Annotated in this window: 17 protein-coding genes; 5 read left to right on the top strand and 12 right to left on the bottom strand. The window is 69.7% G+C overall.

The annotated features are described in order from the left end of the window. Positions 1-76 precede the first annotated feature (76 nt). Complete coding sequence (locus WMF29_RS14155) at positions 77-355, bottom strand: hypothetical protein (RefSeq protein ID WP_437329324.1); 279 nt, start codon at positions 353-355, stop codon at positions 77-79. A 333-nt stretch (positions 356-688) separates the two neighbouring features. Between WMF29_RS14155 and WMF29_RS14150 the strand changes: the two genes are divergently transcribed. Together WMF29_RS14150 and WMF29_RS14145 are read left to right on the top strand one after the other, a co-directional pair. Continuing rightward, positions 689-1249: a sigma-70 family RNA polymerase sigma factor gene (locus WMF29_RS14150; protein WP_437329323.1), complete on the top strand. Its 561-nt coding sequence runs from the start codon at positions 689-691 to the stop codon at positions 1247-1249. Then, positions 1246-1494 (top strand): hypothetical protein, encoded by a 249-nt coding sequence (locus WMF29_RS14145; protein ID WP_437329322.1) that lies wholly within the window; start codon positions 1246-1248, stop codon positions 1492-1494. Before WMF29_RS14150 ends, WMF29_RS14145 begins: the two co-directional genes overlap by 4 nt. 737 nt (positions 1495-2231) lie before the next feature. Here the strand turns inward: WMF29_RS14145 and WMF29_RS14140 are convergent. The 3 genes from WMF29_RS14140 to WMF29_RS14130 all read right to left on the bottom strand — a co-directional run bounded on the left by WMF29_RS14140 (position 2232) and on the right by WMF29_RS14130 (position 4232). Continuing rightward, the gene (locus WMF29_RS14140; protein ID WP_437329321.1) at positions 2232-2708 is read right to left on the bottom strand and encodes a DUF4411 family protein; all 477 of its coding nucleotides are present in this window, start codon (positions 2706-2708) and stop codon (positions 2232-2234) included. Continuing rightward, positions 2705-3871: an ImmA/IrrE family metallo-endopeptidase gene (locus WMF29_RS14135; RefSeq protein ID WP_437329320.1), complete on the bottom strand. Its 1167-nt coding sequence runs from the start codon at positions 3869-3871 to the stop codon at positions 2705-2707. Before WMF29_RS14135 ends, WMF29_RS14140 begins: the two co-directional genes overlap by 4 nt. Before the next feature lie 136 nt (positions 3872-4007). Next, the gene (locus WMF29_RS14130; protein ID WP_437329319.1) at positions 4008-4232 is read right to left on the bottom strand and encodes a hypothetical protein; all 225 of its coding nucleotides are present in this window, start codon (positions 4230-4232) and stop codon (positions 4008-4010) included. A 2433-nt stretch (positions 4233-6665) separates the two neighbouring features. Here WMF29_RS14130 and WMF29_RS14125 point away from each other — a divergent pair. From WMF29_RS14125 to WMF29_RS14115, 3 genes are all read left to right on the top strand, one after another. Next, positions 6666-7334 (top strand): hypothetical protein, encoded by a 669-nt coding sequence (locus WMF29_RS14125; protein WP_437329318.1) that lies wholly within the window; start codon positions 6666-6668, stop codon positions 7332-7334. A gap of 385 nt (positions 7335-7719) precedes the next feature. Then, entirely contained in the window at positions 7720-9909 is a 2190-nt protein-coding gene (locus WMF29_RS14120; RefSeq protein WP_437329317.1) for a bifunctional DNA primase/polymerase, read from the top strand. Positions 9910-9961: 52 nt separating this feature from the next. Next, positions 9962-11410: a recombinase family protein gene (locus WMF29_RS14115; RefSeq protein WP_437329316.1), complete on the top strand. Its 1449-nt coding sequence runs from the start codon at positions 9962-9964 to the stop codon at positions 11408-11410. On the opposite strand, the gene recA is transcribed toward WMF29_RS14115, so the two are convergent. From recA to WMF29_RS14075, 8 genes are all read right to left on the bottom strand, one after another. Continuing rightward, positions 11305-12183, bottom strand: a complete 879-nt coding sequence (recA, locus tag WMF29_RS14110; RefSeq protein WP_437329315.1) for a recombinase RecA — start codon at positions 12181-12183, stop codon at positions 11305-11307. The genes WMF29_RS14115 and recA overlap by 106 nt on opposite strands. Before the next feature lie 169 nt (positions 12184-12352). Further along, on the bottom strand, positions 12353-13945 hold the full coding sequence (locus WMF29_RS14105) for a YifB family Mg chelatase-like AAA ATPase (protein ID WP_437329314.1): 1593 nt from the start codon (positions 13943-13945) through the stop codon (positions 12353-12355). A gap of 48 nt (positions 13946-13993) precedes the next feature. After that, a complete protein-coding gene (locus tag WMF29_RS14100; RefSeq protein ID WP_437329313.1) occupies positions 13994-14362 on the bottom strand; it encodes a hypothetical protein in 369 nt (122 codons plus the stop codon). A gap of 61 nt (positions 14363-14423) precedes the next feature. Continuing rightward, positions 14424-16883: a SpoIIE family protein phosphatase gene (locus tag WMF29_RS14095; protein ID WP_437329312.1), complete on the bottom strand. Its 2460-nt coding sequence runs from the start codon at positions 16881-16883 to the stop codon at positions 14424-14426. 16 nt (positions 16884-16899) lie between these two features. Continuing rightward, positions 16900-17277, bottom strand: a complete 378-nt coding sequence (locus WMF29_RS14090; RefSeq protein ID WP_437329311.1) for a hypothetical protein — start codon at positions 17275-17277, stop codon at positions 16900-16902. Between the two features lie 409 nt (positions 17278-17686). Beyond that, positions 17687-18271 (bottom strand): hypothetical protein, encoded by a 585-nt coding sequence (locus tag WMF29_RS14085; RefSeq protein ID WP_437329310.1) that lies wholly within the window; start codon positions 18269-18271, stop codon positions 17687-17689. Continuing rightward, entirely contained in the window at positions 18268-20340 is a 2073-nt protein-coding gene (locus tag WMF29_RS14080; RefSeq protein WP_437329309.1) for a hypothetical protein, read from the bottom strand. The genes WMF29_RS14085 and WMF29_RS14080 overlap by 4 nt, the downstream gene beginning before the upstream one ends. Before the next feature lie 368 nt (positions 20341-20708). Next, on the bottom strand, positions 20709-21251 hold the full coding sequence (locus WMF29_RS14075) for an SPW repeat domain-containing protein (protein ID WP_437329308.1): 543 nt from the start codon (positions 21249-21251) through the stop codon (positions 20709-20711). Between the last annotated feature and the right edge of the window lie 106 nt (positions 21252-21357).

Here is a 21357-nt window from a genome sequence, read left to right as displayed (position 1 = left end):
GTCGTCCCCGAGGGTGGTTCAGAAGGACGAGCGGCGCCCGGCGGCGACGGGCCGCCGGCGCGCCGCCTGCTCGGGCTCATGCATCCATCGCCGCGCCGCCGTTGCCACCGTTAGCGCGCACCGGCGCCGCCGCATCGACGGCGGCGCGGAGCGACGTGGCGAGCGTCGGCTTGCCGAGCAGCGCCTCGCGGGCGCGCTCCCTCCCCTGCCCGATGTGCTCGCCCGCGAACGACAGGTGCGCGCCGCTCTTCTCGACGACCCCGATCTGGCAGGCGAAGTCGATGAGATCCGCCGCGCCGTCGATGCCCGCTCCCCACCGGATGTCGAACTCAGCTTCCCGGAACGGAGGAGCCATCTTGTGCGGACCTACGGTTTGTTGACCGCCAAAACAGTGCGGCCCGCGGGTGTTGGAAGCACCCCGGGCCGCGTGGCCGAACCCCGTTCTCGCGAGGTCCGACATGCTGACCGTAGTTCGCCCGCCGTCCGCGGGCCAAGGGAGCGGCGCGCCCGCGCGCCGCCGCTCGCCCGCCTCCCTCCTCCTTATAGAGCCCGAGACCCACCCGCCGCGGGCGCTGGTCGGCGTCGCTCGCAGCTCGCCCGCGCTCTTGCTGCCCGCCGCCCGCTCCTGGCGCGCTCCCGTGGCGCGCTACCTCCGCGCACCCCTCGCTACAGTCTGCGGGAGGAGCGGATGAAGCCCCGGCGGAAGGGGGCCGGACGCCCGCCCGCCGCACGACATCCCCGGAAGAAGCCGACGATGGAGGCGATCATGGCCGAGCGTGGAATCGTCCTAGCGACGCTGGCCGGCATCCCGCGACGCGACCGGCGCGACGTCGAGGCCGAGGTGTTGCTCAACGCCTGGAACGCCGTCCGCCGCGGGATGTACCGGCCTGACCCGCGGGACAAGCCGCGCGACGCGCTGCGGAAGTGGCTGCACGGCATCGCCTGGCGCCTCGCCTCGCACTACGTTCACAGCGCGTACGTGCGCCGCGCCGTGCTTCATCCGTCGCCGCTCGGGTTGTTGCGCGAGCCCGTCGGCATCGACATGCACGCCCAGATCGAGGCGCGCGAGGTGCTGGAGGCCATGACCGAGCTCCCGGACTGGCAAGTCGAGGCGTTGCTCTCGGTGGACGCCCCGGAGTCGCTCGCCGCGTACGCCAAGCGGCGCCGGATGAACCCGAGCACCGCGGCGTCCAGACTCAGGATCGCCAGGGAGGCGCTCGCGCTGCGGCTCCGGAGGTGGCGCCGATGAGCAGTCCTGACAACAGGAAGCGCGTTCTAACCGACGAGGATCTCTCCCTCATCGCGAGCGAGGTCCCCGCACTCTGCGACTTCCCCGGCGTGCGCCCGTGGAACCGCGACAAGCTCTGGGCTGCCGTGCTCGACGCCCTCATTGAGGCCAGAACCAAGGCCGAGCGCGCAGCGGCTCAGCAGGCGGTCGGCGCCATTCAGGCGCTCGAAGCCATCGACCAGCTCTTCGTGCGGCACGACAGGTAGAGCCTGCGGCTCGCACGGGCCCGCCTCGCTCGGAAGCTCCGGAGGCGCAGGTAGGCGGCCGCGAGGCGGAGGCGCCGCTTCTGTCAATCTGAACGACCGAGCAGATTCTTCCTTGACGACTCGCCCGAAAGACGCTGTCTAAAGCAGGAGGTTGGGATCGTTCCTAGACTTCCAACTACTGGACATCTATCGTGGATTGCGCTTGCGCACCATTATGGTGCCAACCTGTGCTCACATTGTCGAGAGCGACGCTCTCACCCCCCGCAACCCCGGAAAGAACGTACATGTTCACAGCGAAACAAGGAAAAGAACTTTCCGATGAGGATCGAAGCAATCTTGAGAAGCTCATCGAGCACATTGACTCCAGACTTAAGTCTGCTCCGTATGCGCAAATAATGCTTCCCCTAGTGAGCGCAAATCTCTCCGCTCATAAAGAAGGCACGTTGCCCTGGAGAGTTTGGGCTGCGGCCGCTCGCGCATACAAAGAAGCCGGCTGGCATGCATACATCGAACTGGACGAAAACACAAAGGGCCGCTCAGATTACCGACTCGTAGTCACGCTATCTGACCAGGATCGAATCGTGAGTTAGTCGCAGCACATCTAGCAGCTTCGACGCCTGCACCGGCAACCTGAGCATCGCAGGCGCAAAGCACTCGTCAAGAGTGTGGCCGTGCACAGCACAACGATCGCTAGCTAGAACCGACGACGGCAGAGCCCTCGCCCAGAGACGATCTCGTCAAAGCCTCAACCCAAGACGCCTAAGCATCGCAACGGTGTCGATGCACTCAATCCCTAGGTCCGAGCATATGTTGGGGATCTTCGGCTTGGCAACGTTCTGCGACATCTTCTCTTCAGTAACGACGACCCAGCCAGCCGCCTCTGCATATGCGATAAGCCACGGATCGGCCGCATCGTGCGTGGCGCCATGCAGCAAGTTATTGTATTCAGAAAGTATTTCACCAGCGCGCCTCTGCACCGGTGCAGTCTCTTTGATCACGAGTTGTTTCAAGTTGCGCACCCAGGCAGCAACTCCCGATTTGTTGCTGCCGAGTTCATGCACTACCTGGCGAGGGCACCGAATGCGTCCGGCTTCAGCGGAAGATTTCAGATGGCTCCAGAGTGTCGGGAACACATCACTCGGATACCGCACCTGATGAGCGGAGATCCAGACGCTTGCATCCACGACGAAGACACTTGCGTCGCCACTCTTCACGACGCCCTCTTCAGAGCGTACCTCATCATGTCGTCAACCACCTTTGGAAGTTGCTCGTGGGATATGCGCAGATATGTCGAGGCCCGGTGCTCAGTAATGGCGCCACGATGATACGCATCAACAACAAGCCGAGTAAACTCGCGTCCGTTGTGTGCAATCGCAAGAACGTGAGGAGGTACAAAGCCAGACTCCGACTTAGCCTGTGCGGCTCGCGCGCGAAACTCTGGCAATTTGCTCTTGTAAAATGCCGCCGTAGCCTCACCGATCTCAACAAGACGCAAGACGAGGGCCTGCAAGCTCACAGAAAACGTGTTGGCCATTTTCGTAAGTGGCTCATCAGGCCACACGCCATCTTTGCTCAGTTTCTTCCACCGGGCGACACTCACTCGCAACTCTCGTTCGGGCATCAATACAGCAGCAGCGACCTTATTGCAGAACGCTTCGACTCCGCGTTCATGAAGATCGCAGAGCCCACCCTCGCGCAGCCCAAGATGTGCGAGTTCATGAATGAGCGTGAACGCCCTACCCGTGGGAGCGTCATCGGAGCTCAAGACAACAGCTGGCATTAGTCCCGCGTGTAGCGAAAAGCCGCGTGCACCATCCATGTTCCGCTTCGAGGCTTGGAACACAAGGACACCGTTCTTCTCAGCCGCAGCCTTCCACGCATTGCAGGCGGTATATCCGCTCCGGTCCTTGCCCCACCAGGATTCCTGCTCCGCTACGCTAACCGCCAACAAATTTCGGAGTCGAGCCCCCGCCTCATTGGGGCGCTCACTTTCTTTACATGTAAACTCGAACCTGGGCGCACGTCCATCGAGTTCCTCGAGGAGATCCAGTGCCGCGGCACACCTCTCGTGAGCTAGCCTGATTTGATAGGTCAGCTCCGGAGAAACCTTCAAAGGCGCGTCGCGAAAATCACGCGGACCGACTTCTTCTTCCGGCGGCGGTGCCGGCATATAGAAGAGTGCTGTCGGACGCTTATAGATTTTCGCGAGTCTATCGAGCCGTCCAACAGGCAAGGGCTCGGTGCCGGATTCCCATGCGAGTACACGACCACGCGCTGTCTTCAGTTTCGCCGCAACGTCGTCGACCGTGTAGCCCGCCGCCTCGCGCGCCCACTTGAGCACGGCCGGCGTAATAGGGGCGTATTCCCGCGGCGCCATGATGATCGAAGTATCTCACGGCCGCAGCGGGTGGGGCAAGCGCCCGCTGTGCGAAAGCACACCCCTGACAGACGCAACCCTCTTGATTCCGCTATCTTTGGATGCTCGGACATTTTATGACACATCATCGGTCTTTCTAAACATCTAGGACGTACAAGATAAGGCCCTCGACCCCGTGCCGCGCGCCGAGCACCTCGACGCCGGCGAGCGCGCCGCCCCGAACCCGCACCCGTTCCCAGCGCGCCGCCGCCTCCACGGGCGCCGAGCTCGCCGCGGGGTCGTCGGGGGCTGGCGAGCCCGTCGAGCCGCCGCCGCGCACCGCGAGCGCGACGACGAGGCGCACCTGGTCGAGGCAGAGCACGCCAGGCCCACCACGCGCCCGCGAGCGCGCGCCGCAGGGCTCTTGTGCTCGCGGTCCGGCCGAGCACCGCGAGCGCGCTCCGCGTCCGCCGCGCCATCAAGAGCCCGCACCGCGCCACCCCGCACCCGCTCGACCCTCGCCCGCCGCCGCCCTCGACCCCGTGCCGCGCGCCGAGCACCTCGACGCCGGCGAGCGCGCCGCCCCGAACCCGCACCCGTTCCCAGCGCGCCGCCGCCTCCACGGGCGCCGAGCTCGCCGCGGGGTCGTCGGGGGCTGGCGAGCCCGTCGAGCCGCCGCCGCGCACCGCGAGCGCGACGACGAGGCGCACCTGGTCGAGGCAGAGCACGCCAGGCCCACCACGCGCCCGCGAGCGCGCGCCGCAGGGCTCTTGTGCTCGCGGTCCGGCCGAGCACCGCGAGCGCGCTCCGCGTCCGCCGCGCCATCAAGAGCCCGCACCGCGCCACCCCGCACCCGCTCGACCCTCGCCCGCCGCCGCCCTCGACCCCGTGCCGCGCGCCGAGCACCTCGACGCCGGCGAGCGCGCCGCCCCGAACCCGCACCCGTTCCCAGCGCGCCGCCGCCTCCACGGGCGCCGAGCTCGCCGCGGGGTCGTCGGGGGCTGGCGAGCCCGTCGAGCCGCCGCCGCGCACCGCGAGCGCGACGACGAGGCGCACCTGGTCGAGGCAGAGCACGCCAGGCCCACCACGCGCCCGCGAGCGCGCGCCGCAGGGCTCTTGTGCTCGCGGTCCGGCCGAGCACCGCGAGCGCGCTCCGCGTCCGCCGCGCCATCAAGAGCCCGCACCGCGCCACCCCGCACCCGCTCGACCCTCGCCCGCCGCCGCCCTCGACCCCGTGCCGCGCGCCGAGCACCTCGACGCCGGCGAGCGCGCCGCCCCGAACCCGCACCCGTTCCCAGCGCGCCGCCGCCTCCACGGGCGCCGAGCTCGCCGCGGGGTCGTCGGGGGCTGGCGAGCCCGTCGAGCCGCCGCCGCGCACCGCGAGCGCGACGACGAGGCGCACCTGGTCGAGGCAGAGCACGCCAGGCCCACCACGCGCCCGCGAGCGCGCGCCGCAGGGCTCTTGTGCTCGCGGTCCGGCCGAGCACCGCGAGCGCGCTCCGCGTCCGCCGCGCCATCAAGAGCCCGCACCGCGCCACCCCGCACCCGCTCGACCCTCGCCCGCCGCCGCCCTCGACCCCGTGCCGCGCGCCGAGCACCTCGACGCCGGCGAGCGCGCCGCCCCGAACCCGCACCCGTTCCCAGCGCGCCGCCGCCTCCACGGGCGCCGAGCTCGCCGCGGGGTCGTCGGGGGCTGGCGAGCCCGTCGAGCCGCCGCCGCGCACCGCGAGCGCGACGACGAGGCGCACCTGGTCGAGGCAGAGCACGCCAGGCCCACCACGCGCCCGCGAGCGCGCGCCGCAGGGCTCTTGTGCTCGCGGTCCGGCCGAGCACCGCGAGCGCGCTCCGCGTCCGCCGCGCCATCAAGAGCCCGCACCGCGCCACCCCGCACCCGCTCGACCCTCGCCCGCCGCCGCCCTCGACCCCGTGCCGCGCGCCGAGCACCTCGACGCCGGCGAGCGCGCCGCCCCGAACCCGCACCCGTTCCCAGCGCGCCGCCGCCTCCACGGGCGCCGAGCTCGCCGCGGGGTCAAGGCTTTCCCGCCCCTGGCAGGAAAGAATCCCCTGGACCACGGACGACGGTCCTCGCGCGTGCGCGCGCATGACGCGCGCGCGGGATCCGGCACTGGACCAGGCTGGACTACGCGCGCGCGGGCGCGCGTACGCGCGCGAGCATCCGGTCGGACCGGCCTGAACGAAGCGGGCGCGTCCTTCGCGCGCGGGATCCGGCACTCGTGGCATCCGTGCGACCGTGTTTCGGATCGGTCCACGCTGGCGCGGCGTGACGGGCCTGGACCAGCATCGGAGCCCCTTCGCGCGCGCGGGCGCGCGCGTCACGCGCGCGAGCTGGCCGGGTTGGACCGGCTTGGACCACCAGCCCGGACGGACTTGGACCGGCCTGGAACAGCCGCCCCCGCGCGCGCGCGCGTCGGTCGGGTCCGTTCGTCCGACGACAGCGACGACCGACCGAGCGGACCGTGCCGCGTAGGCCGCACGATGGCTCGCCGCGAACCGTGCCCCCGAACCGTGCCGCACAGCGTGCCCCGACCGTGCCTCGCCCGTGCCCCGTGCCTCGGACCCTGACGGCCGAAGCGTGCCCCGTGCCCCACCCCTTAAGGGGGGGCACAGGGGCACGCTGCGCCGGGCGCGCTTGGTCGTGGTGCGGTCCTTCGGTACCGTCCCGAAGAGAAGCGGCCGGCGAGGGTGGCACCTCCCGGCCGCAACAGGATCGAAAGGGGATCCCGTGACGGAAGATGTACGACACACCGATCACACGAGCAATCCACCGCTGCCCAAGGACCGACAGCCCGGGACCATGTTCGATGCGCTGCTCTCGCTTAACTTCGACGAACCTGCGTCCCTAGCAACCTTCGTCGGGATGTTCATGGTCGGCCCAGGGGCGCCATGGGATCCCGAGATCATCGAGCGCGTGCGTGCTGCAGCGTTCGTCGCTCGCACGCTTCGCACGGCCGTCTACCGCGGGTACGAGGCGGACTGGGTACACGTAGTAGAGCTCGCAAACGAGCTCGCCCGGGCGAAGCTCGGCGTGATGAAGCGCCGCGCCCTGGTTGCGAAAACCGTCCAGAGCTTCGCGGAGCGCTCTCACAGCGAGGCTCCTTCGGAGCTCGATCCCGTAGCGGACCGAGAAAGCCAGCTCGCTCGCTTCATCGAGAGCCTACAGGCGTGCGATGAAGCATTCGGACGACTCAGTAAACACCCGGATTTCGTGGAGGAGATCATCCGAGCCATGTCACCTGGGTATCCAAAACGGTTCGCGGAATGCCGAGCAGCAGCAGAGCTCTCGATCCGTGTTTCCGCGTTCGGCGATCATGCGCCTGTCGACAAAGTGCAAGCGACATTCGAGGCGGCGTACAGCAAGGGGAAGCGCGAGCAGGAAGAGCGCTGGAGTCACTTCAGAGAGACGATGCGCTCTAGCGTACGGCAGGAGCCGCCCGCTCCCGGCTCCGACGACCGCGACCCGTAGCGGCTGGCGCGAAGCCCTTCCCCCCAAAGTCACTTTCCCCCTAAGACCCCTCGTCCGGGCGAGATCCCCCTAAAGTCACTTTCGCTCTGACCCCAGCGCGCAGCAAGCCGCACGCTTGCGGCATGGTTGAGGCACGAAAGCTCTCCCCCCATGACGAACGGCGCGCCGCCGTCGGCGCCGGTGTCGACCCGCGGACCGTGCGCGCGTTCCTCGCCGGCAAGAGGCAGCGGAGCACCGTTGCCGCGCGCGTCCGGGCGACCCTAGCCGAGCTCGGCCTACTGGCCGCGGACGGTGCGAGTCGGGCTCGCGCCGCCCCCCTGGCGAGCTCTCCCCAGGCGGAGGGCAGCGCCGAGCTTCCGCCGAGCATGACCGACGGTGAGAGCGCGTGACGTCGTCGCCCCTATCAGCGCTCGGCACAGCCGCCGCTGAGCTCGCCGCGCTCGGCTTCCGCGTGTTCCCCCTGAGCAGCGCGACCGCGGGCGTGTGCTCATGCCGCAAGCGCGACAAGTGCAACTCGCCCGGCAAGCACCCGAGGATCGGAGGCTGGCAGCATCAGGCAACGACGGACGCGAACACGCTCCGCGGCTGGTGGGAGCGATGGTCCGATGCGAACATCGGCCTGGCCACGGGTGGCGCGCTCGGCCTCGTTGTGGTGGACGTGGACGGCGACGCCGGGCGGGCAGCCTGGAGCGAGCTCGAGGCGGAGCATGGACCGGCGCCGACCCTGCGCGCATCGACCGGTCGTCCCGGAGGCGGAGAGCATCGCTACTACCGGCTTCGAGCCGAGCACGACGCGAGCGCCATCAAGAACAAGGTGAGCTTCGCGCCGGGGTTGGACGTCCGCGCAGAGGGCGGCCTGGTCGTTGCGCCGCCGTCGCTTCACGGCTCGGGTGCTGTCTACGCGTGGTCAGAGCAGCCGAGCATAGAGGCGATCGCCGTTCTGCCTGACTGGCTTTTTGCTCTGCTCGCCGATGCTGCGCGGAGCACCTTGACCGCGCCGCGCTCTGTCACTCGCGAGCAGACGCACGCCGATCGGCGCACGGTCAAAGCGTCCAACGCTCCGCCGTACCAGGGCACGATCAGCGCGGCAGAACGGGAGCGACGCGCGCGGAGCTACCTCGCGAAGTGTGGATCCGCGATCCAGGGGATGAACGGGAGCCGGACGACGCTCGTAACGGCTGAGAAGATCCTGAGAGGCTTTCATCTCGACGAAGAAGCCGCCGCGCGCTTGATGCTTGAAGACTACAACCCGAGATGTGAACCACCGTGGACCGAGGAAGAGATCCGTCGAAAAGTGAGCGAAGCGACGAAGTGTTCGAGGCCAGCATGGGGCGTGTTGCTTGAAGAGCGGGGCAACACAGCGCAGATGCATCACACCGACAGCGCGACGGTTCTACCCAGTGAGAAGATCGCGCGAGGAGCGATCTCCGCGGAAGCTGAAACGCCGATCGCTCTAGCGCAAAGTCGCACCGAAAGCGACGATCCGTTCTCGTGGATGTCGACCACTGAGATTTTCGCTCCGTTGCCTCCGACGAACTGGATCGTGCGTGATCTGCAACTCTGCGCCGGCCGTCCGAGCATGCTAGCGGGATACGGGTACTCGGGAAAGACGCTCGCAGCACAGGCGCTCGCGCTCGCGGCCGCCGCGGGCCTGCCCGTCTGGGGACGCTTCCCTGTGTCGCGGAAGATGGTCGTGCGTCATGTCGACCATGACCAGGGGCGGGCGACACTCCGCCGCTATCAGCGTCTTGCAAGAGGCATGGGAATTGACGAGCGCGATCTTGATAACCGCTTACAGGCCGCGATTCTTCCTCCGGTGTATCTGAACCAGCCCGGCGTCCTTGAAGCGTACCGGAACGCCTGTGAGGGCGTCGACCTCCTGATCATCGATGCGTTTCGCGGTGCGATCCCTGGCGAAGATGAGAACGACTCGAAGATCCGCCGCTGTGTCGACGTACTTTCTCAAGTATCAGAACTCACCGGCACGGCGTGCGTGCTGATCCACCATGCCGCGAAGCCGCGTGAATCACACACCGACAACCGCACGCTACTGCGCGGCAGCTCCGCGATATACGACGGCTGCGGGAGCGTGTTTGCACTCGTCGCTGCCGATGACAAAAACGGCCCGAAGCACATCACCCACCTAAAGTCAGCGGCCGAAGCGGAGAGCGGACTGATAGAACCCTTCTACCTCGTGATCGACGAGGTGAAGATGGATCCGATGACCGAAGGTTCCGCGCTGCGCGTGCTTCACAGATCGGCTGCCGAGATGCGCAGCGCTGCACCGTCGCCAGTGCAGAACATCAGAACCCGCATCCTAGAACACCTGCGCACATCCCCGGAAGCATCCAAGCGCGACCTTCGGAAACTAGGTGGCGGCCAGCGCAACGTAGACTCCGTGGTCGACGCGATGGTTGCGGATGGCCTGATTCAGAACAGAGGGACCAAGGAGCGCTCCCGCTACTTCCTTTGCGAGAGCACGGATGCCGCGCACAAAGCGAACGATGCGGAGCCGTCGTCTTACGAACAGCACGACGTTCTGATCACGAAAAATCCGACCGAGGGGGCCCCTTGAGACGGCTGGATCGCCTGGCTTACCTCCTCCTTTCCGCGCTAGAGGATGCATCATGTCCGCCGTTCCGCGCCGCGTGCTCGCCTACGTCCGAGTCTCCAGCCAAGAACAGGGACGCCACGGAACAAGCCTCGATGGACAGCAGGAAGCCATCCGCCGCCAGTGCGCCGCGCGGAACTTCCCGGAGCCGATCTCCTTCGTCGAGGTAGAGAGCGCGGGCGCTGAGAAGATCGAGCGCCGCGCGGAGTTGCGCCGTCTGCTCGACATGGCCGAGCGTGGCGATGTCGTGGTCGTGAGCGCCGTCGATCGATGGTCTCGCGACATCGTTTTCGCGGTGCAGTCGGTTCGCGAGCTTGTTGCAAGGGGAGTCGGCTTCCACGCGCTGACCGAGAACCTCGACGCCTCGACGCCGCACGGAGACAGCACGCTCGGGATCATGGCCTGGGTTGCAGATGGGGAGAGGAAGCGGATCCGAGAGCGGACGGTCGGACGCCGGAAGGAACTGCGCGACCAAGGGCGCTACGTGGAGGGGCAGCTTCCGCTCGGCTACCGGCGAGCGCCGGGCAACGCTTTGGAGGTCGACAAGCACGAAGCGCATGTCGTGCGGGAGATATTCCGACGCTGCATCGCGGGGCAGTCTCTCAACCAGATCGCAGAGTCGATCGAGCTCGATTTTCCAAGCGAGGATCGCGTCTGGGAGAAATCTCTCATGCATGACGTGCTGAAAAATCGGCTTTACCTCGGAGAGATGAAGGACTCACGCGGCGTTTGGCTGGCGGTGCATCCCGCGATCGTGAATCACGCAACCTTCGCACGTGCGAAGGAAGCTCTTGCGTCTCGCCGCAACGGCGGGCGTCCCCCGGGAGCGGAAGCGCGTACGGCAAGCTGGCTCCTGCGCGGGTTGGCGCGCTGCGCGTTCTGCGGCGCGCGCATGGGCGCGGCCTACAGCCGCAACGATCGCGACTACTACGTCTGCGGGCAGCGGTTGCGACACAACTGCGAGAACGGCTACATGCGCGTTGAACAAGTCGACGTGGAAGTTGCGCGCATGGCGTTCGATCGCCTGGTTGAGTTGCGCGAGGAGCTTGCACGCCCAGCACCGAAACCCGCCGCACCACGAGGAGCGCAGGGAGCAGACGCGAAGCGGGAGCGACTCACAGCACAGCGCAACCGCGTGATCACGGCCTACACCAAGGGCATGATCGCAGAGAACGATCTTCAGTCGCAGCTCGCACGCATCGATCACGATCTGGCGCGGCTCGCGATGCTGGTCGAGGATGCGGCGCGCGCTGCGAAGGCGCCCGATCCCGAGGCGCGCCGGAAGGCGCTCGCGGACGTGGCGGAGCTCTCCCGTGCTTGGTCGGCTCTCGACGTGACCGCGCGACGCGAAGCGGTAGATCACCTCGCTCGGACCATCCGCCTGCGCTCAGGTTCGCTCCCCGAGATCGAGTGGCGGACAGCCGATGAGCTTGCGGAGGATGCCGAGGGAGGGTATACGAAATAAACCGTCGGTCCGCACTTGTTCTTGACCACCTTGACGCGCGTCCTGCTTCCAATGGCCTCGTCGCTCACCTTCACCGGCCCCACCCGGCGCACGTCGAGCCGCACGCTCGCGTAGAACTTGAGCGCGTTGCCGCCGGTCGTCACCTCGGGATTGCCGAACACGACGCCGATCTTCTGCCGGAGCTGGTTGATGAAGATGAGCGTCGTGTCGGTGCGGTGGCATATGCCCGTGAGCTTCCGCAGCGCCTGGCTCATCAGCCGCGCCTGGAGGCCCATGTGGGAATCGCCCATGTCCCCCTCGATCTCGGCCTTGGGCGTGAGCGCAGCCACCGAGTCGACGACGATCACGTCGACGGCGCTCGAGCGCGCGAGCATCTCGACGATCTCGAGCGCCTGCTCGCCGTTGTCCGGCTGCGAGACGAGCAGCCTGTCGATGTCGACGCCGACCGTGCGCGCGTACGTGACGTCGAACGCGTGCTCGGCGTCGATGAACGCGGCCACGCCGCCCGCGCGCTGCGCCTCCCGCATCGCGTGCAGCGTGAGCGTGGTCTTCCCCGACGACTCCGGGCCATAGATCTCCACGATGCGGCCGCGCGGGTATCCCCCGATCCCCAGCGCCGCGTCGAGCGACAGCGATCCGGTCCGGATCAGGCCGATGTCCCGGGTCTCGTTCTCGCCGTTCAATGACATGATCGCCCCCTTCCCGAACTGCTTCTCGATGGTGCCTACGACGGTCTTCACGGTGCGGAGCTTCTCAGCGATCTCGGTCATCATCTCGGTCTCTCCTTTTCGACGTGCGTTCGTTGCTTGTTGCGTGTTGCTGTTGCGTGTCGAGCGTGCGCGCCCCCGAGCGCGCGGACAGACGATCCAGCGCGGCCGTCGGGGCGGCCGCGATCGCGCCGGCATCGCTGCGGGCGCGGTGGTCCTCGGCGCCGCGGCGAGCTCAGGCGCCCGCGGCGGTGGTGGCGGGCGCCGGCCCGGAGGCGGCCTCGCGGTCGAACAGCCGCGCGCCGATCGCCTCGGCCACGTGCGCTGCCCGCACCGCAGAGCTCCTGTCCATGTCGGCGAGCGTCCGGGCGACCCGCAGCACCTTGGTGTACGCCCGCGCCGAGAGGCCGAGCCGCTCCACGGCCGACGCGAGCACGCGCGCGCCGGTGGCGTCCGGCATCGCGACGCGCGCGAGATCGCGCGGTCCGAGCTCGGCGTTGTGCGTCGCCGCGACCTCCCCCGCCTCGAAGCGCGCGCGCTGCGCGGCGCGGGCCTCGACCACGCGCGCCCGCACCGCCGCGGAGCTCTCGGGCGCCTCGAGCGACGACCGGCCGTCGACGAGCGGCGCGCACAGGTGAGCGACATCGACGGGCGGCAAGGAGATGTGAAGATCGATGCGATCGAGCAGCGGCCCGCTCAGCCGCGCGCGGTAGGCGCGGACGCGATCGAGGGAGCAGGCGCAGCGATTGCCGCGGTCGCCATGGAAGCCGCACGGACAGGGGTTGATGGCGGCCACGAGGATCGGGCGCGCCGGGAATACGACGCGGGCGCGGGCGCGGCAGAGGGCGACCGTGCCCTCTTCGAGCGGCTCGCGGAGCGCCTCGAGGACGCCGCGGCGGAACTCGAGCAGCTCGTCGAGGAACAGGCACCCATGGTGGGCCAGGGAGACCTCGCCGGGGCGGATGGGATCCCCGCCGCCGACGAGGCCCGCGGCGCTCACGGTATGATGCGGGGCGCGGAACGGCCGAATCGCGACGAGGCCCCTGTCCGGGGAGAGCAGCCCGGCGACGGAGTGGATCGCGGTGATATCGAGCGCTTCGTCGTAGGACATCGGCGGCAGAACCGTCGGCAGGCGCCGAGCAAGCATGGTCTTTCCACTGCCTGGCGGACCCATCATGATCAGGTTATGTCCCCCGGAAGCGGCGATCTCGAGGGCGCGGCGCGCCCCGTGCTGGCCGCGGACCTCGGCGAGATCCGCCGCTGCAGCGCTCGGCTCTGCGTCGATCGCGGCCATGGTCCCTGCGCCCGGAAGTGGCCTGTTGCCGCGGAGGTGCGCGACGACCTGGCCGAGGTGCTCCGCGATGAGGACGTCGATGCCAGCCACGCTCGCCGCTTCGCGCGCGTTGCCCTGGGGGACGATCGCGCGCGCGACCCCCTGCGCCGCCGCGCCGCGCAGCGCGGGCAGGACGCCGCGCACGGGGCGCACCGCGCCGCTCAACGAGAGCTCGCCGAGCAGGCCAATCCGGTCGAGCCCCTCGGCGGGCACCTTGCCGAGCGCCGCCAGCGCGGCGATCGCGATGGCGAGGTCGTACGCGCCGCCGCTCTTCTTGAGGTCTGCCGGGGCGAGGTTCACGGTGATCACGTATTCGTCGAGCTCGATGCCCAGTTGCTGGAGCGCGGCACGGACGCGCACGCGGCTCTCTCGGACGCTCGCCTCGGCGAGGCCCACCATCTGGAAGAACGACGGACCGCGGCCCGAGTCGACCTCCACCCGGATGGGGTGCGCGTCGAGCCCGAGCAGAGAGAACGTGAGCGCCGTGGCCTGCATGCCAGAGCCCTTTCGCGAAAGGCGTGCCAGGCGGAGAGGGCGGCGAACTCAGGGAATTTCGCGGCGGGAGGGGTGGCGGACACGGCGGAGGAGGTGGCGGCCGCCATGGGGAGCCGCCGGAATCGCGAGGATCGCCGGCAGGTGCCCGGCGAGCCAGCGTCGCCACAGCGACAGGCCAAGGCAGTTGTCCGCGGCGACGGCGGCGTCCATGAGCGAGGTGTTCGCGCCGAAGCCAGCGAGCACGACCCGCCGATCCGCTGCCAAGACGCGCTCGCGCGCGCCGGACCGCGGGCCGCGGGCACAGAAGGCGGCAAGGCCCCAGAAACCAGGGCGCTCGCCGTAACAGCGCACGGCCTTCTCCTTCGCCCTCTCGCCAGCAGAAGCACCCGCGGTGCCCCACGCAGCGAGGAGCTTCATCGGCGCGACGGGCCCAAAACGAGGAACCCGCCCGGCCAGGGCGAGCCCCGCCCCGCCGCAGCTACTCGGGCGCGCGATACCTCGCCACGACGATCGTGATGTCGTCGTCCGGGCTCGGGCACCACCCCTCGACCTCCTCGAGGATCCGGTCGCGGATCACGCCGACAGGCTCGGTCTGGACAGCCTCGATGACGGCGCAGAGCCGCTCCAGCCCGAACTGCTCGTGATGGGCGTTCCGCGCCTCGGTCACGCCATCGCTGTAGAGCACGAGAACGTCCCCATCCCCAAGGTAGAGCTCCGCATCCCGCGTCAGCGCGCCGATCTCGGGCAGCGCGCCGATCCAGACGCCTGAGCTCGGAATGCACGCGCAGCGCCGCGTCCGCGCCGAGCACACGACCAGATCGTCGTGCGCGCCCGCGAACGTCACGCGCCCGTTGCGCTCGTACCGGAGCAAGAGCAGCGTCGCGTGCTCGTCGCGCTCCAGACGATCGCGGACGTTCTTGAAAATTGCCTTGTTGAGCGCCGTGACGACCTTCGCCGGGCTCGCGGCCGGGTCGTTGCACGTCAGCGCCGATACCATGCTCTGGATCATCAGCATGATGAGGCCCGCCGCGAGCCCGTGCCCCGCGACGTCGCCGATCCCCAGCCACCCGCCCCCGTTCGCCGGGATCACATCGTAGTAATCGCCGCCGACCTCGGCCGCCGGCTTCATGACCGCGCAGAGGTCGAGCCCCTCGATCGAGAGCTGCTTCGGCACCAGCGTTGTCTGGATGCGCGCCGCGACCTGGCTCTCCTGACGGACCCGCTCCTGCTCCAGCCGCTCGCGCAGCTCCACCTCGCGGACGACCTGCCGGTGCAGCGCCGCTGCCTTGACCGCGGAGCCGAGCTGGAGGCGCAGCACCTCGTAAATCATCCCGCTGGCGCGGTGGTCGAGCACCGCGACGCCGAACCGCTCCTCGTCGCCGAACGCAACCGGAAGCACGATCCTGCTGATGCGCTCGTCGGCGTCCAGGAAGCCCGGGGGCGCGAGGAGGTGCGCCGGGAAGCTCACGGCCGGCACCTCCACCTCGTGGCCGTCCTCCATCACGAACAGGGGCTTCATGGTGGCCTGCTGAGCGTCGTCGTACAGCGACACGGCGACGTCCGAGAACCGCATCCTCGGCAGCTCCGACGCCAGCAACCCCTTGAGCACGGGCAGGCTCAAGCACGCGGAGAAGCCCCGCGCGCCGTAGGTGACATCGATCGCGGCGAGCTCGACGTTCAGCCGCTGCTCCCCCTCGACGTGCACGCACTCGCTCCCGATCAGGATGCGCGCAGCGTGCCAGAGCTGCTCCAACGCCGCGTCGCCGCCCACGGGCGACCCCTGTACCCGCGAGCGCAAGAGCGATATCACCGCCTGGAACTCCTCGAGGAGCACGCCCTCGCGCCTCGCCCCGTCGAGGAGCGCCTGGAGCGCGCGCAGGAAGCGCCCCTCGTCGCCCGCGAGCTCCGCCTCCATCGCGGCGAGCAGGTCGCCCTCCCAGCCGTCGAGGGCGCCCCTCGGGATCGCCACGCTGCTGGCGAGCGCGCGCTCCAGCGACGCCCGCTGATCCGCGATGGGGCGCGGAAAGCCGCGCACCGAGGGGACCGGCTGAAGGAACGTGTCGCCCGCGCGGTACCCGCAGCCGCAGGACTCGCGCTGCGTGAGCTCGACCCGCGCGAGCTGCAGCGCCTCGACAGCCTCGCCGTCGATCATGCGGAGGACCGTGCTCACGGCCATCCCCCCGAGCCGCTCGATCGGCTGGCGCACCGTCGTCAACGACGGCTTCGTGAAGCGAGCGATGCCGACGTCATCGAACCCGCACACGAGGACGTCTTCCGGGATGCGGCGTCCCTCGGCCTTGAGCACCTCGATCGCCGCGAGCGCCATCCTGTCGTTGGCCGCCACCACGGCGTCGAACGCCACCCCGCGAGCCAGGAGCTCGCGCATCGCCGCGCGCCCCGTCGGGATCGTGAACCCACCGAACACGAGGAGGCGCTCGTCGCAAGGGAGCGCCCGCGCCGCGAGCGCCCTCCGGTACCCGCAGGCGCGCAGCGCGGCCTCCTCGCTGCTGCTCGGGCCGCCGATGTACGCGATGCGCCGGCACCCGTGCTCGTCCGCCATGTGCCCGACCGAGATCTCGCTCCCGAGGGCGTTGTCGACCATCAGGCTCGGCACACCGTCGATCGCGGTCCCGATGCTGCACACCGGCAGCGGCGCGAAGGACCGGCAGAACGATCGCATGACCTCCATGCCGCCGTAAGGGGAGAGCGTCGACGAGGCGACGATGACGCCGTCGGCGGTCTCAGGGCCGATGAGGTGATAGAAGGTGCCCCGGTCGGCCACCTCCGGCCGGCGAGCCATGGCCGGGTCGCTGAACGCCGTCAGCAGGTTGACGTCGTGCGCCGCGGCGCCGCGCTCGATCCCGGCGCGCAGCTCGGACTGGTAGTCGCCAACGACATTGTCGATCAGAAATGCGAGCGTCCGACGCTTCCTCGTCATGGCCTCGAGCTCTCGATCATGCGTCCGCGATCGAGACCAGCTCCGGGCACATGCGATCCAGGGGCTTCAGGCTCCGGCGCTGCCATGTCCGCTTCGCGTCCGTGACGAACCGTATCCTGCATCGGAGACCATGGCTCATCAGGCCGCAGATGAAGCGGACGAACGCCTTGAGGCAGCTCGAGCTCATGAAGCACAGGCCGCGCACGTCGAACTCGACGGTGCTCACCGAGAGGCGCATCACCTCGCCCTCGAGCGCCTTGACGTACCTGCTGAGCGGCGAAGATGCCGCCATGTCGCCCGTGCCGGTGAGCTTGACGCTGAGGGTGTCGTCCCTCAGGGCCGGCTCGATCCCGAAGCTGTCGGTGACGACAGGATCCACGCTCAAGCAGCTCATCTCTTCTCCATCTCTCGACCGGCGCGCGCGACGACCGCCGGATCGTTGCCCTGGATGCTGCAGCCGACGGCCGGTGCGATGGTCGATGCGAGCTCTCCACACTACGACGTAGTGGCGCCGGATCCAATCCCTTCCCGCGAGCCGTGTGGATCGATCTCGCCACGCGCCACGCGCCACGCGCCACGCGTGCGCGCGGGGGGAGCAGGTGGAAGGCGCACATGCGACGGCGCCGTGCGGTAAGCACCGCAACATTTCGCGAACAGGCTCTCGGTGCAGAGCGCGCCAGCTCGAATCCGGTTTCCCGGCCTGGAGCGCGGGACGCCTCCGAACTTGCGTGGATGTCGTCCAGGCGCGTGGCGCCTCCCAGGGCAGGGGAAGTGGGCGCGTCGACGGTCGCGCCGACGTGGGCTCAGAGCGCGCTGACGAGCGGCCCGGCGTCGCCTTCGAGCCATTGTTCGGAGATCACGACGCTCGTCGAGAGCCCGGTCTGGAAGCGGTATCCTTCCTCGATCGAGAGGATCTCGATGACCCTCCTGTCGCCGATCCGGACGGGGAAGATCACCGAGATGCTCGACGGAAAGGGGCCGTCCTCGTCGGGCCTCTGCTCACCGACCGAGACAGACTCGCCTCCGGCCCCGGCGCCGAGCGATCTCACGGCGACCACCGACGGAACGCTGCAATCGATCCGCAGCCACTCGCGCTGCCGGCGCGCCTTGCACGCGCCGCCCCTCGCGGCGCGCGCGAGCGACACCTGCTCCGCGGCGTCCCACTCGGCCGCTGCCGGCCGCGCCGTCCGCTCGGGCGGCGGCGGCGTCGCCTCGAGCGCGCGCTTCTGCGGCGCCTCCGCGCCTCCTCCCGCGTCCGCCGGGTCTCCCGCGGCCCCCGCCTGCGGCCCGGCCGCCGCGCCTCCCGCCTGGGCGAGCACCGACTCCGCGGCTTGCGCCGGCGCGAGCGCGCCGAGCAGGACCATCCCGATCACCGCTCTCTTCTTCATAACGTCCTCAAGAAGGCGGCGAGCGCCGCCTTGTCATTCCTCGACATGTGGCTGGTGCGACCCATCCGGTCCTGGTTGGCGTCGATGAGCTCTTCGAGCGTCTTCGCGGATCCATCGTGGTAATAGGGCGCCGTCCCGCCGACGAAGCGCAGCGAGGGCGTCTTGAACACCTGGCCCGCCTTCTCCTCCGCGAACCCGGGCCGCGCCGCGAACCCGGGCATCGGGTAGCCCATGCGGTCGGTGTGCTCGGTCTCGGGCACGTGGCAGCGAGCGCATTGCGCCGTGTCGCTCATGAAGAGGGCGCGGCCGTGCTCCTCCTGCGGCGTGAGCTTCCGCGCCTCCCTGGGCGGCGGCACGAGGCCCGCGCGCAGGAACGCGGCCAGGTGGCGCGCCCTCAGGGCGAGCTCGCCGTTGCCCAGACCGCCGGGCCCCCACCGGTGAAGGCCGAACCCCTCGCGGAGGCGCTCCGCCAGGTTCTCGCTCTGGGCGTTCCAGCCATAGGGCCCCTCGGCCGACACGCGGCCCGCGAGCATTGGAGTCTGCCGGGGCACGCCGCCGCGCGGCTCCACATCGGCCGGCTGGTTCTCGGCGGATCCGAGGAAATTCACGCTCTCGCCCCCGACATCCATCACGCGGGCCTCGTGCCACACATGGCCGTCGTCGCGCCCGTCCGGGTGGCAGCCGGCGCACCCGAGGCCGCCGCTCGTGCCCCAGTCGACCGCGTTGTAGAAGAGCTTCCGGCCGAGGGCGGCCTGCTGCGGGACCGGCGCGTCGGCCAGCGCGATGTACGGCACGGGGCTCGGCTCGAACGGAGCGTCGTCGCGGTGCTCGTCGAGGCGGACGATCGCGAGGGCGTCCGTCGAGCGGCAAACCACCCACGCCATGGACTCGTCCGCGGACAGCGCGACGCCGCTGGGCGCGCCGCACAGGGTCGCCACGTAGACGTCGGGCCCCGCATGGCGGCCGAGATCGTAAGTGCGGAGCGGCCGGAGCGCCGGATCGACAGCGAGCGCGTCGAGCTCCACCAGGGCATCGGTACCCTCGCTGGCGACGAGCAGGGTGCGGGTGCTCTTCCGGTACACGAGCGCGCGCGGCTGGACGAACGGGGCGAGCGAGGTGTTGGGGAGCTCCAGCTCCGCGTCGTCGAACCCCGCATCGTCGAGCGCGTTCGCCCGCCAGAGCGGCGCGCCCTGGCGGCGCCGGGGCGCGAGGGGCGCCTCGTCGCTCGTCATCAGGACGTCGACCGTCGAGGCGCCGAACCACGCCTGCTCGCCGAGCGCGCCCAGCGCGTGGCGCGCCACGAAGAGGCGGCGGCCATCCGGCGAGAGCGCGGCCGCGTAGCCGAGCGACGCGGAGAGCGACTTGCCATGAGGAGCCCGGAAAGGCGACGGCGGGAGGACCAACGGCCTGGCCTCGGGAACGCCGCGCAGCGCGATCCGGGTGAGCGCGGCGGACGTGAGGTGCGTGACGTACGCGGCCGCGCCGTCCTCGCGGATCACGACGCCGCGGGGCTCGCGCGGGACATCGATGGACCACGTCGCGGTCGCGGTCGCGAGGTCCACCGCAGAGACCTTGCCCGCCCACGCGCTCGTGACGAGCGCCGTGCGCTCGTCCGGCGTGATCGCGAGCCCCCAGGCGTCGGCCGGCAGGGGCACGCGGGCCGCTTCCACGAGCCCCGCCGCCGGATCGGGCCGCAAGATGACGAGGAGCCCGGGATCGCGGATCGTGACGAGCACGCGGTCCGCGAGCGCGAGGACCTGCGCCGGCCGCCCCGGCATGGCGATCTCGACAGGCGGCGTGCTCACGTCGACGGGAAGCGGGATGCGCCGGAGGACCGCGTGGTCCTCGTCGGCCAGGTAGAGCGCGTCGTCCTGCGGCGCGCGCACGAGCGCGCCGCCGATCCGCGTGACGGCCTGGAGCTTCTGCGGCGGCGGAGAGGCTGGCGGAGCCGGCGCGGCCGTCCCGGCGACTTCAGCGCTGCGCTCTACGGCCGGCGTATCCCTGGAAGGGCGCGAGCAGGCCGCGGCGAAGAGCGCGGCCAGGAGGAGGGTTGATGGTCGGTGCTTCATCGGTCGCCCGTGCCAACGACGACGCCTGGCGTCCGTATTCCTCGGCACCGTCGGTCCCGATCCTCCGCGCGCCGGCCACCGCCGCGCGGGAGGCGTCGCGGCGCCTGCGACAGCCCTCCCCCCTTTTCTTGGCGACCTTGGCGCCATGGCGATTTCTCTGCTGATCCGGGGTAACTTCCCGCAGTAAAGCAAGAGAATCTCTCAGCCTCGCTGCGGCGGAGTGTGTGACATGCGCTGTGGTACGGTCATCGCGAGTCCCGTGCCTGGATACAGCGGCTCGCATAGAGCGTTGGGGAGCGTCGGTGCGACCGAGGGTGGGGCGACTCGGCACATGGGGAGGTGCCGGCGCTGGCCGGCTGCGCGCGCGGCTACACCCGCCGCGGCCGGCGCCCGGCGCCCCTCACCGCGCGATAATCGGTGAGCAGCGACCCCAGGATCGTAACCGCCCCCGCGGCGACGTGGATGACCGCGGCGAGCGGGTCGCGCTTCGCGTAGCCGAGCGCGAACGGCGCTGCGATCGCCGACGCGCCGAAGGCATGGTCGATGACCTCGTGCGCCTCGATCGGTATCCGCTTCGCCAGGCTCAGCCGGTAGTCGGTGAGCAGGGAGACGAAGACGACCGAGGCGCCGAGCGCGACGCCCGCGACCTTTGCGGCCTTCGTCCGCGCGGAGAGCCCGGCCAGCGCGACGATGAGTCCGTTCGAGTAGTCGAGGACGGAGTGCACGTCCTCGGGGACGATCCGCGCGAGCGGCACGGCGCCGAGGAGCGGCCTAGAGGGGATCGTCGTCGTCCGCTGCACCGCCCGCACGCTCGGGGCAAGCGAGGCGAGCTCTGCAGTCGGTACGTCGTCCGACGGCAGGTAGGTCGTCGGCAGCTCGTATGCGCCCAGCGAAACGTTGGATTGTGCCATGAGGTCCTCCCGCTCTGCGCAGAGGCAATCCGCAGACCGGAGGACAGGCCTCCTGCGCAGCCCGGGGCCCAGCTCTCTTGAGCTCGGCCCCCCCGCGCCCGCGCCT

The sequence above is a fragment of the Sorangium sp. So ce381 genome, assembly GCF_051473845.1.
Lineage (GTDB): Bacteria > Myxococcota_A > Polyangia > Polyangiales > Polyangiaceae > Sorangium > Sorangium atrum.
Note: the sequence above shows the minus strand (reverse complement) of the source record. Positions and strands in the feature narration are given on the sequence as shown.